Annotated in this window: 11 protein-coding genes; 2 read left to right on the top strand and 9 right to left on the bottom strand. The window is 68.2% G+C overall.

The window, feature by feature from the left end; translation table 11 throughout:
- Positions 1–10: 10 nt before the first annotated feature.
- From IB225_RS12965 to IB225_RS13005, 9 genes are all read right to left on the bottom strand, one after another.
- On the bottom strand, positions 11–1,243 hold the full coding sequence (locus IB225_RS12965; RefSeq protein WP_192311629.1) for a glycosyltransferase: 1,233 nt from the start codon (positions 1,241–1,243) through the stop codon (positions 11–13).
- Positions 1,240–2,388: a glycosyltransferase family 2 protein gene (locus IB225_RS12970; protein WP_192311630.1), complete on the bottom strand. Its 1,149-nt coding sequence runs from the start codon at positions 2,386–2,388 to the stop codon at positions 1,240–1,242. Before IB225_RS12970 ends, IB225_RS12965 begins: the two co-directional genes overlap by 4 nt.
- On the bottom strand, positions 2,385–3,194 hold the full coding sequence (locus IB225_RS12975) for a polysaccharide deacetylase family protein (RefSeq protein WP_192311631.1): 810 nt from the start codon (positions 3,192–3,194) through the stop codon (positions 2,385–2,387). Before IB225_RS12975 ends, IB225_RS12970 begins: the two co-directional genes overlap by 4 nt.
- 12 nt (positions 3,195–3,206) lie before the next feature.
- Positions 3,207–4,553, bottom strand: coding sequence for an outer membrane beta-barrel protein (locus IB225_RS12980; RefSeq protein WP_192311632.1), 1,347 nt, complete (start codon positions 4,551–4,553; stop codon positions 3,207–3,209).
- A gap of 29 nt (positions 4,554–4,582) precedes the next feature.
- Positions 4,583–5,329: a polysaccharide biosynthesis protein gene (locus IB225_RS12985; protein ID WP_192311633.1), complete on the bottom strand. Its 747-nt coding sequence runs from the start codon at positions 5,327–5,329 to the stop codon at positions 4,583–4,585.
- Positions 5,326–6,840 carry an XrtA system polysaccharide chain length determinant gene (locus IB225_RS12990; protein WP_192311634.1) on the bottom strand — a complete coding sequence of 505 codons (1,515 nt, stop codon included), beginning with the start codon at positions 6,838–6,840 and terminating at the stop codon, positions 5,326–5,328. Before IB225_RS12990 ends, IB225_RS12985 begins: the two co-directional genes overlap by 4 nt.
- Positions 6,841–6,881: 41 nt before the next feature.
- Complete coding sequence (locus tag IB225_RS12995) at positions 6,882–7,505, bottom strand: XrtA/PEP-CTERM system exopolysaccharide export protein (RefSeq protein WP_192311635.1); 624 nt, start codon at positions 7,503–7,505, stop codon at positions 6,882–6,884.
- A gap of 84 nt (positions 7,506–7,589) precedes the next feature.
- Positions 7,590–8,597 carry an NAD-dependent epimerase gene (locus IB225_RS13000; RefSeq protein ID WP_192311636.1) on the bottom strand — a complete coding sequence of 336 codons (1,008 nt, stop codon included), beginning with the start codon at positions 8,595–8,597 and terminating at the stop codon, positions 7,590–7,592.
- Positions 8,598–8,622: 25 nt separating this feature from the next.
- Positions 8,623–9,912 carry a nucleotide sugar dehydrogenase gene (locus tag IB225_RS13005; protein ID WP_305076413.1) on the bottom strand — a complete coding sequence of 430 codons (1,290 nt, stop codon included), beginning with the start codon at positions 9,910–9,912 and terminating at the stop codon, positions 8,623–8,625.
- Positions 9,913–10,126: 214 nt separating this feature from the next.
- Between IB225_RS13005 and galE the strand changes: the two genes are divergently transcribed.
- Positions 10,127–11,143 (top strand): UDP-glucose 4-epimerase GalE, encoded by a 1,017-nt coding sequence (galE, locus tag IB225_RS13010; RefSeq protein ID WP_192311637.1) that lies wholly within the window; start codon positions 10,127–10,129, stop codon positions 11,141–11,143.
- A gap of 110 nt (positions 11,144–11,253) precedes the next feature.
- Positions 11,254–12,309: a diguanylate cyclase gene (locus tag IB225_RS13015; RefSeq protein ID WP_192311638.1), complete on the top strand. Its 1,056-nt coding sequence runs from the start codon at positions 11,254–11,256 to the stop codon at positions 12,307–12,309.
- The last annotated feature ends 5 nt before the right edge of the window (positions 12,310–12,314 follow it).

Here is a 12,314-nt window from a genome sequence, read left to right on the forward strand (position 1 = left end):
GAGCAATTTCCTAGGTTGCATGCGCGATGCCCTCCATCAGGTCCTGCAGGCGACGGGCTTCCTTGCGGGCGTCGAACTCGCGCTCGACCTTCTCGCGCGCACCGCCGACGACCTGCCGGCGCAGCGCGGCGTCCTCGAGCAGACGCTGCATCGCATCGGCCAGCGCGACCGGTTGCTTCTCATCGACCAGCAGGCCGCTGGTCTCGTGTTCCACCAGTTCGGGAATGCCCGACACGCGGGTGCTGACGACCGGGCAGCCCGTGGCCATGGCTTCCATCAGGGCCACCGGGATGCCGTCGCGGTTGCCATCCGGCGCGACTTCCGACGGCAGCACGAACAGCGACGCCTCGCCCATCCAGCGACGCACCACGTCCTGCGGCTGCGCGCCGCAGAACTCGATCCGGTCCGCCACGCCGCGCGCCTGCGCGAGCGAACGGAGCGACGCATCCAGCGGGCCGGACCCCAGCAGGCGGCACTGGAAGTCGACGCCGCGCTGGGCCAGCAGGGCCAGTGCCTCCACCAGCGTGGCGAAGCCCTTGATAGGGTCCAGCCGGCCGACGGTGAGGATCTGCTGCGGCGCACGTCCGTCCGGCTGCCACGGATTGGCGCGCAGGTCCACGCCGCAGTGGATGACCTGCAGCTTTTCGCGCGCCTGCGCGGTTTCGCGTTGGCTGAGCCAGTCCACATTGAAGCGCGAGATGGTCACCGCGACCGCGGCATCCTGGATCTTGCGCGCGATCAGTTGCCGTTCGATGAAGATGTCGTGGGCGTGGCAGGTGAAACCGAACGGCAGTCGCAGCACGCGCGACAGCGTCCAGGCCGCCGTGGACGGATAGGTGGCCCAGTGCGCGTGCAGGACCTGCGGATCGAAGTCGCGCAGCCAGTCGATGTGTTCCAGTCCGCGCAGCCATGCCGCCAGCGACTTGGCCAGCACCGACGGCGAGCGCCACGTGCCGGCGACCACGGTCGCCAGGGTGGACAGCACGGCGGCCGGGTTGCGCACGAACGCCTTCGCCGCACCCCAGAGCGCGTGCAACGGCGAGCCGGGATGCCGCACCCGGTCCATCAGCGCCTGCGCATCGGCCTGCACCAGCGTTTCGGAGGGCTTCTTGAGCGAGATGATCCGCACGTCCACGCCGTTCTCGATCAGCGCAGTGATCTCGCGGACGATGAACGTCTCCGACCAGCAGGGAAACAACGACACCACGTAGACGGCGCGTTGCAGGGGAGGTGTCGCAGTCATCGGCGAGCGTCTTCCAATCGGGTGGTCTGCCACAGGTGCGCCTCGGGGTCACGCAGGTAATCGGCGAGGGCGAGCATGGCACTGGTGTTGAGGCTGAGGAACGCCACCGCCAGCCGTACCGGCAGCAGGGTGGCCAGGCGGGGCCAGCCGCGCCCCAGCAGGGCGGTCGCGTAGCCGGCGAGCTGCAGTGCGAGCAGCAGCGGGTACAGCACGCCACCGCGCAAGGCGAGGAACACGTTCGCGAGCAGCGCGAGCGCGAGCAGCCAGGGCGCCAGCAGGCGCAGCCACTTGTGGCCCCACAGGCGCCAAGCCAGCGGATGCGCACCCGGAATGGCAAGCGCGGGGCGCAGGTGCATCAGCTGGAAATTGCCGGCCAGCGTGCGCCGCTTGCGCCGCTCTTCGTCGGCCGGGTTGTCGGAGGTGCGGTCGAAGGCCAGCGCGGTCGGCACGAATACCGTGCGATGGCCCGACGCCGCGATGCCCAGCGGAATCCACATGTCGTCCAGCACGATGCCGGGCGGGACGGCCGGGATCAGCGTGCGTCGCGCGGCATACAGGGCACCGGTGGCGCCGACCAGCGAACCGCTGGCGCTCTCCAGTCGCCGGATCGCCTTTTCGTAGCGCCAGTAGGCATCGACCCCTTGGCCATAGCCGTCACGGGCTTCCAGCACCAGCTCGCCGCTGGCCGCGCCCACCGTCGGGTCGGCCAGCACCGCCACCAGCGCGCGCGCGGCACCGGCATCGATCCGCTGCCGCACGTCGTTGAACAGCACGATCTCCGCATCGAGCAGCGGCACCACGTTGCCGAGGCACGCCGACTTGCCGCGCCGTTCCGAAAACGCGAAGACCCGGATCCGCGCGGGATCGCGCTCGGCGGCGAAGCGGTCGCTGCCGTCGGTGCAGCCATCGCAGGCCACGTTGATGCGCAGGCGGTCGGCCGGATAGTCCAGCGCCAGCAGGTTGTCGAGCTTCGCGGGAAGTTCGCGCATGCCGTTGTGCACGACCAGCAGCACGTCGATCATCGGCAGCGCGCCACCGGCCTTCACCGGACGTGGCCGGAGGCGGGCCAGCAGCGCCATCAGCAGCGGGTAGCCGGCATAGGCGAACGCGACCAGCGCCAGCGACGCCCAGAACACGATCGTCACGCGCCCCTCCCCAGTGCACTCAGTGCCACCGCGCGCAGGCGCTCGTACCCGGTGTCGCCCAGCATCCGCTTGGCGAAGGCGAGTCCGCGGTAGCGCAAGCGCTCGTGACCGATCGCGACGTGATCGCGGCGGATCCAGCGCTGGAACGTCAGGTGCCCGGTGGCCGCCGTCATCGCCATGCGTGGCAGCGGGCGGCTGGCGCCATCGGCCGCGGCCAGCACGCCGGGTTCGGAAGACAGCACATGCGTGTACCCGCATTCCTGCGCAATGGACAGCAGGTCACGGGGCATGCGTCCACCAGGCGGTGCCAGCAGGGTCACGGCGGCGCCGACCTGCTGTTCGATCTCGTCGCGCGCGGCCTTCAGCGTCTGCCGCAGGCGCTGTCCGTCGAGCTGCGTAAGGTAGACGTGGTCGTAGCCGTGCGACTGGATCGACATGCCGGCGTCGTTCATCTCGCGCAGCTGGTTCCAGTCCAGGAAGCCGGCGGTGCCGACGGTGGCGGGATTGATGAAGAAGTCGGCGCTGATGCCGTGGCGGGTCAGCAGCGGCAGCGCGACGGCATGGTTGCTGACGTGGCCGTCATCGAAGGTCACCACGATGCGCGCACGCGACGTGCCCTGCAGCAGCGTCGCGGCGCTGCTGCCGCCACCGGACGCGGCGATCTCCTGCATCTGCAGGTCGAAGTCGTCCGCCGCGAGCGTGTAGTGCGGATCCTGCCCGGCGGGTGTCGCGCCCGTGTGCAGCGCGTGGTACATCAGCGCGACGACAGGGCCGGGTTCTGCGGCGATAGGCGTGGGAGAGGGCATCGCGCGGCCGTGTCAACGGTAGTACGTGACCGACAGCACCACCACGTTCTCGACATAGTCCTGGCTGCCGATCGAGCTGTCGCGCTTGCGGTGGCGGTAGTCGAACTGCGCACCCCAGTGGCGACTGAAGCGCATGGCCAGTCCCGCCCCGAGGATGGTGTCGGCGTCGTCGCGCGCGATGTTGGTGAACTCGCGCTTGTAGCGCTGCGCCACGCCGGTCAGGCTCAGGCGCGCCGTCAGCCCGTAGCGCGCGCTGATCGAGATGCCGGAATTCTCGGCATCGAAGCTGTCGTCGCGGATATAGCGCAACTGTTCGAAGTACGGTTCCGCCAGCACCGACAGGCGTTCGCCGGTGAATTCGTAGCCCAGGCTCACGCGGCGCTGCTTGAAGGTGTCCGGGATGATCTGCAGGTTGGGATCGCCGGGCTGGCCGACGATGGGACCGCCCGGATCGCCGGGATCGGTCGGCTCGCCCGGGGCGCCGACGCGCTGGATCAAGTCCTGCGAGGCGTCGCCGAACTGGTAGCTGGCGCGCGCACTCAGCTGGCTGCGCGGCGCGACCTGCCAGCCCGCGTAACCGCGGAAGAGCGCGCTGGAGGTGCCGTCGGCGCCTTCCGGTTTCAGGCGCGAGTAACCGGCGCTGATGTCCAGGCTGAGCTTGGACAGCTCGCTCATGTAGGTGGCGTAGGCGTCGTAGCGCTTGTAGTTGTAGAACTCGGCGATGGTGTCGTATTCGGTCTGGCTGGCTTCCAGGTTGAACACCAGCGCATCGGTCGCGCCGAGTGCGCGTGCCAGCCGCGCCGCGGCCGAAAAACGGTCGCTGTTGAAGGTCTCGGTCTCTTCCGCCCAGCTGTTGGTGTAGCGCAGGTCGATCTGGCCGCGCATGTTCTCGCCGAAGCGGGCCATCAGCGTGGGGCCACCTTCGAAGACGTTGATCTTCTGCTGGTTGCCCGGGGTGAACGCGGCCAGCGAATCCACCGACTGCTCGCTCAGCGAGTCGCGTGCGTAGAACATCAGGCGTTCGGGCAGGACGGTCCACTCCAGTTCGCCGGCGAACTCGCCACGGGTGTCGTCCTCGTAGACGTCGTCCATGTAGTCCAGGTACTGCACGTTGCCGCGCAGGCGCGTGGTGAGCACGGAGCTGTCGTGGGTCAGGTCGAACCGGACCTGCGGCGACAGGATGTCCTCACTGATCTCGTTGGCCGCCTGCAGCACGATGTTGTCGCTGTGCATGTAGCGCATGCTGATGTCGTATTCCAGGCGCGCGGCCTGCGCGCCCACCGGCAGGGCGGTCGCGAGCGCCGCGCACAGGACGCGCTTGCGTGCGGAAAGGGAACGGCGAGTGCTGTGGCGGGACATGGCCATGGTTTCCTCCGTACGCAGTGGTGTCAGACGCCTTCGTTGAACACGACGCCGGCGAACTTCTTGGGATCGAAGTTCGCCGCGGCCTGCGCGATGGCCGCCGGCGTATCGCGCCCGTAGCCGGCGACCAGCACCACCACGTCGGCGAGCTCCGACAGGATGCGGGCGTCCGGCGCGCCGCGTACCGGCGGCGCGTCGAGGAACAGGTGGCAGTTCGGATAGCGGCTGCGCAGCGAGTCCAGCAGCAGGCGCATGCGGAACGACGAGAAGTACTCCGCGCCGGTTTCGCGCGTACGGCCGGCCGGCAGCAGCCGCAGGCGCGGCACGCCGGTGTCGTACAGCACGCTTTCGGTGGTGCGTTCCTGGTCTTCCAGGTAGTCGACCAGCCCGCCGCCTTCCGCGGCCAGCTTCATGGTGCGGTCCTGGGTGGGCTGGCGCAGGTCGCAGTCGATCAGCAGCGCGCTCTTCGTCTCGTCGAACGCGACCGCCACGGCCAGGTTGCGGGCGACGAAGCTGCCGCCGCTGCCGGGACTCACGGGCGTGACCAGGGTGATGAAGTTGCCTTCGGCCACCGAGAGCAGCTGCGTGCGCAGTTCGCGGAAGGCATCCACCTCGCGACGGGCGGCATCGCTGCGGTAGATGGTGGCGCGGTCTTCCAGCTGCAGCGGGCTCAGCGCGGTGGCGGGCGTACGCGGCGCGATGGAGCGGCTCGCCACGTGACCGTCATGGTCGCCCTGGGGCTCGTCGCTGAGCGGGCGGATCGAGTTGCTCATAGGACTTCCATCACCTTCAGCGTATAGGTCAGGCCGTACAGCAGTGGCACGGCGAGGAACAGCGAAGCGGCCAGGCTGTAGCGGCGCAGCGCCTTGCGGCGGCGGCGGCCGGTCAGGTAGGCCGGCATCGTGCCGAGGACGGGCAGGCCGGCCTCGCGTTCGATCTGCAGCGGCGAGCGCACGCGCGGGTCCAGCTTGATCAGCGCGAACAGCACGCCCAGCGGCACCAGCAGCGCCAGCGCCAGGCCGGCACCGGCCACGTGCATGACACGCAGGCCGCTGGGACGCAGCGGCATCTGCGCCGGCTCCTGGATGCGGAAGCTCAGGCCGCGCTGCTCGGCGTCGAGGTTCATCGACACGCGTGCGTTCTCGCGGCGCTTCAGCAGGTCCTGGTACAGGTCGCGGTTGACCTCGTAGTCGCGGGTCAGCTCGGCCAGCGTGCTTTCGGACGAGGCGATGCGGTTGCTCCGCGTCATCTCGCTGGCCAGCATCTGCTCGGCCGTGGCGATGCGTGCGGCGGTGGCGCCACTGCGGCGGCGCGCTTCGGCCAGCTTGCTGCGGAGTTCGCCGTACAGCGGATTGAAGGCCGCCGGACCGTCCAGCGCGGTACCGGCGGTGCGCGGCGCGGATTCCTCGCGGCGCAAGTCCTCTTCCACGTCGCGAATCTGGTGCTGCACGCGGACCACGTCCGGATGCTGCTCGGTGTACTGCAGCAGCAGGCGGTCGCGCTCGGACTGCAGCTCGGCCAGGCGGGCACGGAACTGGCCGGCACGGGTCTGCACCAGCGTGATCTCGCTTTCGCCGGACAGCTGCGACTGCAGGGCGGCTTCCTGCGAACGCAGGTCGATCAGCTCCATGCGCGCGCCTTCGATGATGCGGCGCAGTTCGCCGATGCGGGCGTTGACGTCCACGTCGGTGCCGGGCCGCGCGTCGGGCGTGTTCTGGCGGAAGTCTTCCAGACCGGTTTCCGCGCTGGTCAGCTTGGCGTGGTACTGGTTCACCTGCGAATCGATGAACGCATAGGCCTCGCTGCTCTCGCGCTCCTTGGTGGCCAGGCTTTCCTGGATGACCAGTTCGGCGAAGCGACGGGTGATCTCGTAGGCGCGTTCGGCATCGGAATCGCTGTAGGCGATCTCGATCAGGTTGGCGCGCGGATTGCTGATGCTGGTGCGGTCGATGATCTTCTCGATCAGCTTGTCCTGCTCCAGCGGGGTGGGGTTGTCCACCATCCAGCCACCGGTCTTGAGGATCTCCTCCATGACGCGGCGGCTGAAGGCGACCTCGCGCAGGATGCTGGCGCGGTCGACCACGCTGGTGGCCACGGCGCGGCCTTCCATCAGCGGCGCGATGATGTTGCGGTCCTCGACCAGGATGATCGTCGAGGAGGTGTACTTCTTGGGCAGCATCATGCCGAGGACCAGCCCGAGCAGGGCGATGCCGGCGAACAGGCCCGCCAGCAGCACGGCGCGGCGCTTGAACTCCTTGCTGGCCACGGGCACGACATCGAACATGGAGCGCCCCTCTTCGGGCGCTCCCCAGGCAGCAGACTGGTTCACAGGACGCGTTCCGGTACGGTGATCACGTCGCCGGGGGCGACCGTGAAGTTGGTGCTCAGGTCACCCCGGTTGAGGATGCGGTCCAGCCGCACCGCATAGCTCTGGGTGGCGTTGGGGGTCTTGCGGTACAGGTTGGAGCGGTCCGGCGCGGCGAACTCGGTGACGCCACCGGCGGCGAGCACGGCATCCAGCACCGTCATGCCCGGGCGGTAGGGGATCGAGACCGGCTGGCGGACCGCACCGGTGACGCGCACGCGGGACAGGTACTCGTGGCTGCGCAGTTCGGTCAGGATCACCGCCACCTGCGGGTCGCGCACGAAGGCGGACAGCTTGCCCTGGATGTCCTGGGCCACTTCGGCGGGGCTGCGGCCGGCGGCGGCGATGTCGCCCACCAGCGGGACCGAGATCATGCCGTCCGGGCGCACCGGCACGGTGATGCCCAGTTCCGGGTTGCGCCAGACCGAGACCTGGACGATGTCGTCCACGCCGATCTGGTAGTTCTCGACGGCGGTGCTCGCCTGTTGCGGCGGAGCGGTCTTGCTGCCGGCGTTGCCGGAGGCGCAGCCGGCGAGCAGGAGCGCCAGGACGACGGCCAGAAGGCCGGCGAAAGTGCGGTTCATCGATCATCCCCTGGGTTGTTGCGGATTGCCTTCTATAACGCAGGCAACGCCCGCGCCCGGCCACCCGGGCACAGGGGATTTCGATCAGACCCGGTAGAACTCCCGGTACCAGTCCACGAACCGGCGCACGCCGGTTTCGATCGACGTGGACGGGTGGTAGCCGGTATCGCGGCGGAGCGCCTCGACGTCGGCGCAGGTATCCGGGACGTCGCCGGGCTGCATGGGCAGCAGGCGCTTCTCGGCCTTGCGGCCCAGGCACTCCTCGAGCACCTCGATGTAGCGGAGCAGTTCGACTGGCTGGTGGTTGCCGATGTTGTACACGCGCCACGGCGCGCTGGACGAGCCGGGGTTCGGCAGCAGCGGGTCGTAGGTCGGGTCGGGGCCGGGCACGGTGTCCAGCGTGCGGATCACGCCCTCGACGATGTCGTCGACGAAGGTGAAGTCGCGCGTGTGGCGGCCGTGGTTGAACACGTCGATGGGCTTGCCTTCGAGGATGTTCTTGGTGAACAAGAACAGCGCCATGTCCGGACGGCCCCACGGGCCGTACACGGTGAAGAAGCGCAGCCCCGTGGTCGGCAGCCCGAACAGATGGCTGTAGGTATGCGCCATCAGCTCATTGGCCTTCTTGGTGGCGGCGTACAGGCTGACCGGATGGTCGACGCTGTCCTCCACCGCGAACGGCAGTTTGCGGTTCGCGCCGTAGACCGAGCTGGACGAGGCATAGACCAGGTGCTCGACGCCACGATGACGGCAGGCTTCCAGGATGTTGGTGAAGCCGACGATGTTGCTGTCGATGTACGCGTGTGGATTCTCCAGCGAATAGCGCACGCCAGCCTGCGCGGCCAGGTTCACCACGCGCTGGGGCTTGAACTCGTCGAACGCGGCCTCCAGTGCGGCGCGGTCCTCCAGCGAGTCGCGCACGAAGCGGAACCCGTCCTTCGGCAGCAGCCGTGCCAGGCGCGCTTCCTTCAGCGTGGGGTCGTAGTAGTCGTTGAGGTTGTCGTAGCCCAGCACTTCATCGCCGCGGTCGAGCAGGCGATGGCTGAGATGGGAGCCGATGAAGCCGGCGGCGCCGGTGACCAGAACGCGCATCAGGAGTCTCGTGCAGGGGGAAGGATTACAGGCAGTCGTCGACGGCGTGGCGGGGCAGGGTCCGCTTCACGTCGAAGACCACGGCGCCGGGCTTGCCAAGGGCACGAACGCCATCGGCACCGCGCTCGGTGAATTCCCGGTGCGCGACCGCCAGGATCACCGCATCGTACTGTCCCGCCTGTGGCTCTGCCACCAACTCCAGCCCGTATTCGTGGCGTGCCTCGTCCGCGTTCACCCATGGGTCATGCACGTCAACCTGCGCGTTGTAGCTGCGCAGTTCGGACACGATGTCCACCACGCGCGTGTTGCGTACGTCCGGGCAGTTCTCCTTGAACGCCAGGCCCAGCACCAGCACCTTGGCGCCGGCGGTGGGCAGGTTCTGCCGGGCCATCAGCTTGGCCACGCGGCGCGCGACATGGCTGCCCATGCCGTCGTTGATGCGGCGTCCGGCCAGGATGACGTCCGGGTGGTAACCGATCTGCTGCGCCTTGTGGGTCAGGTAGTAGGGATCCACGCCGATGCAGTGGCCACCGACCAAACCGGGACGGAACGGCAGGAAGTTCCACTTGGTGCCTGCGGCTTCCAGTACCTCGTGGGTGTCGATGCCCAGTCGGTGGAAGATCAGCGCCAGTTCGTTGATCAGCGCGATGTTGACGTCGCGCTGGGTGTTCTCGATGACCTTGGCGGCTTCGGCCACGCGGATGCTGCTGGCCTTGTGCGTGCCGGCGGTGATGATGCTGCCGTACAGCGCGTCGACGAAGTCGGCGACTTCGGGGGTGGAGCCCGAGGTGACCTTCATGATGGTTTCCAGGCGGTGCTGCTTGTCGCCGGGATTGATGCGCTCGGGGCTGTAGCCGGCGTAGAAGTCCTGGTTGAAGCGCAGGCCGGATTCGCGTTCGATGATCGGAACGCAGGTTTCCTCGGTCGCACCCGGGTACACGGTGGATTCGTAGATGGCGACCGCGCCCTTGCCGATGGCACGGCCGACCGTGCGGCTGGCTGACTCCAGCGGATGCAGGTCGGGACGCTTGTAGTCGTCGATCGGAGTGGGGACGGTGATGATGAACACATTGCAGCCGGCAAGGTCGGCCGGATCATCGCTGAAGGTCAGCAACGGGGTGTCGCGCAGTTCGTCGGCGCTGACTTCCAGCGTGTGGTCCTCGTGGTTGCGCAGCTCCGCCACGCGCTTGCGATTGATGTCGAAGCCGAGCGTGGGGTACTTGCGGCCGAAAGACGCGGCCAGCGGCAGCCCGACGTAGCCCAGTCCGATCACGGCGATCCTGGCCTGGTCCAGGGTGGGCAAAGGAGCGTTCATCAATGTGGGATCCCCTGTGTGCAGCTATTGGTTGAAGAGTCTATAGGGCGGCATGCCGAGGCGTTACCGCTGCCGGCCCGGTATCGAGTCGATCAACGTGCAAAGCCCCGCGCAGAGGACACGCCATGCGGATGGCCTGATTGCGTCGCCGCCTGCGTACCAGATCCATGACGGCCGGCCAGCGGGCCGGGCGACCAGCGACCGGGGAGTCGACATGCGGATCCTGTTGTGCGGTGGCGCAGGCTACATCGGCGCGCATACCTATGTTGTGCTCGTCGAGCGTGGCCACGATGTGGTGGTGGCCGACAATTTCAGCAACAGCGCGCCGGGCGTGCTTGCCCGCCTGCAGCAGATCACCGGCCACCCGGTGCCGTTCCAGCCGCTGGACCTGCGCGATCGCGAGGCCGTGACCGGGTTCTTCGCGCGGCAGCACTTCGATGCCGTGGTGCATTTCGCGGCGCTGAAGGCGGTGGGCGAATCCTGCGAACGTCCGCTGGACTATTTCCACAACAACATCAGCGGAACGCTCAACCTGCTGCACGGCATGCAGTCGGCGGGCGTCAAGCGCCTGGTGTTCAGCTCCTCCGCAACGGTCTATGGCGATCCCAGCAGCGTGCCGGTGCGCGAGGACGCACGCCTGCAGGTCACCAATCCCTACGGACGGACCAAGCTGGTGATGGAGGAGCTGATCGGCGACCTCTGCAGCAGCGATGCCGGATTCCACGCCGCCAACCTGCGCTACTTCAATCCGGTCGGCGCCCATGCGTCCGGCCTGATCGGCGAGGATCCCACCGGCATCCCCAACAACCTGATGCCGTACATCTGCCAGGTGGCCGTGGGGCGGCGCGACCATCTCAGCGTGTTCGGGGGCGACTGGCCCACGGCCGACGGTACCGGCGTGCGCGATTACATCCACGTGATGGACCTGGCGCGCGCGCACGCGGACGCACTGGACTTCCTGGTGCGCGAAAAGCGCAACCTGACGGTGAACCTGGGCACCGGCCAGGGCGTGAGCGTGCTGCAACTGGTGAAGGCGTTCGCCGGTGCCGCCGAGCGCGAGATTCCCTACCAGATCGTCGCGCGTCGCGCGGGCGACGTGGCCGAGGTCTACGCCGACCCGTCGTTGGCCAACCGGGTACTCGGCTGGCGTGCCGAACTGGGCGTCGATGCCATGTGCCGCGATGCCTGGCGCTGGCAGTCGCAGAATCCGCAGGGCTACCCCGCGGCGTGATCGCGAACGTGACCGGGTTGGCATAAGCGTCGGCGCGGCGGGGCGTCGCAGGCTGGCGACACGGAAGCGATTGGCCGAAAATCGGCGGATTCCACCTCGCCGGGATCCGCTTGCCTTCCGACGCTGCGCGCGACATGGCGGAACAGAACCGCTCACGCTACGGCCTGCGCATGTACCGGATGCGGGCGCTGGGGCTGGGGCTGGGCTTCCTGTGCGTGGGCGCCGTGCTGTACGAACACACGGCGTCGCCCGCCTTGTGGGCGCTGCTGGTCGCCAACGGCTTCCTGTGGCCGCACCTGGCCTACCTGCGGGTGAAGACGCAGCGCAGCGAGCCGCTGCGGGCCGAGTTCCAGAACCTGACCTTCGACGCGGCCATGGGTGGCTTCTGGATCGCGGCCATGCACTTCGACGCGCTGCCCAGCGTGCTGCTGGCGGTGATGCTGACGATGGACAAGGTGATCATCGGCGGTGGCCGCTTCGGCGTGCGCACGCTGGGTGCGATGGTGCTGACCTGCCTCGCGGCGAGCGCCGCGTGGGGGTTCGCGTTCGAGCCTTACACCAGCTATCCGGTAGTGCTGGCCTGCCTGCCGTTCCTGGCGATCTATCCGATGGCGATCGGCGTCGCCACGCATTCGCTGGCACGCAAGGCGCGGCAGCAGAAGGACCTGCTGGAAAAGATGGCGCGCTTCGATGCCGCCACGGGGCTGATGAACCGCCAGCAGTGGTTGCACGCGGCGACGAACGAACTCAAGCGCTACCAGCGCGTCGGGCGCACCGCCGTGCTGGTGCTGATCGACATCGACCGCTTCAAGGACATCAACGATGGCTATGGTCATACCGTCGGCGATGAAGTCGTGGAGGAGTTCGCGCGGCTGCTGAAAGCCTGCCTGCGCGACGTCGATACCGGCGGGCGCTACGGCGGCGACGAGTTCGGCGTGGTGATGCCGGATACGCGCTGGGAGGAGGCCATCGTCGCGGCGGAGCGCCTGCGGCGACAGGTCGCTGCCTGCGCGTTCTCCGCGCGGGGCCTGCGCTGCACGGTCAGCATCGGCCTGGCCGAGTCGCATGCGGGCATCGGCTCGGTGTCGGACTGGATCAACAGCGCCGACAGTGCCCTGTACCGGGCGAAGGCGCAGGGTCGTGACTGCATCGTGGTGGGCTGCTGACGCGT

The sequence above is a fragment of the Pseudoxanthomonas sp. PXM02 genome (genome assembly GCF_014851805.1).
Lineage (GTDB): Bacteria > Pseudomonadota > Gammaproteobacteria > Xanthomonadales > Xanthomonadaceae > Pseudoxanthomonas_A.

Excerpts from the sequence above, each read along its gene's own strand:
- IB225_RS12965 (WP_192311629.1), bottom strand. The coding sequence starts at position 1,243 with ATGACTGCGACACCTCCCCTGCAACGCGCCGTCTACGTGGTGTCGTTG.
- IB225_RS12975 (WP_192311631.1), bottom strand. The coding sequence starts at position 3,194 with ATGCCCTCTCCCACGCCTATCGCCGCAGAACCCGGCCCTGTCGTCGCG.
- IB225_RS12980 (WP_192311632.1), bottom strand. The coding sequence starts at position 4,553 with ATGTCCCGCCACAGCACTCGCCGTTCCCTTTCCGCACGCAAGCGCGTC.
- IB225_RS12985 (WP_192311633.1), bottom strand. The coding sequence starts at position 5,329 with ATGAGCAACTCGATCCGCCCGCTCAGCGACGAGCCCCAGGGCGACCAT.
- IB225_RS12990 (WP_192311634.1), bottom strand. The coding sequence starts at position 6,840 with ATGTTCGATGTCGTGCCCGTGGCCAGCAAGGAGTTCAAGCGCCGCGCC.
- IB225_RS12995 (WP_192311635.1), bottom strand. The coding sequence starts at position 7,505 with ATGAACCGCACTTTCGCCGGCCTTCTGGCCGTCGTCCTGGCGCTCCTG.
- IB225_RS13000 (WP_192311636.1), bottom strand. The coding sequence starts at position 8,597 with ATGCGCGTTCTGGTCACCGGCGCCGCCGGCTTCATCGGCTCCCATCTC.
- IB225_RS13005 (WP_305076413.1), bottom strand. The coding sequence starts at position 9,912 with ATGAACGCTCCTTTGCCCACCCTGGACCAGGCCAGGATCGCCGTGATC.
- galE (WP_192311637.1), top strand. The coding sequence starts at position 10,127 with ATGCGGATCCTGTTGTGCGGTGGCGCAGGCTACATCGGCGCGCATACC.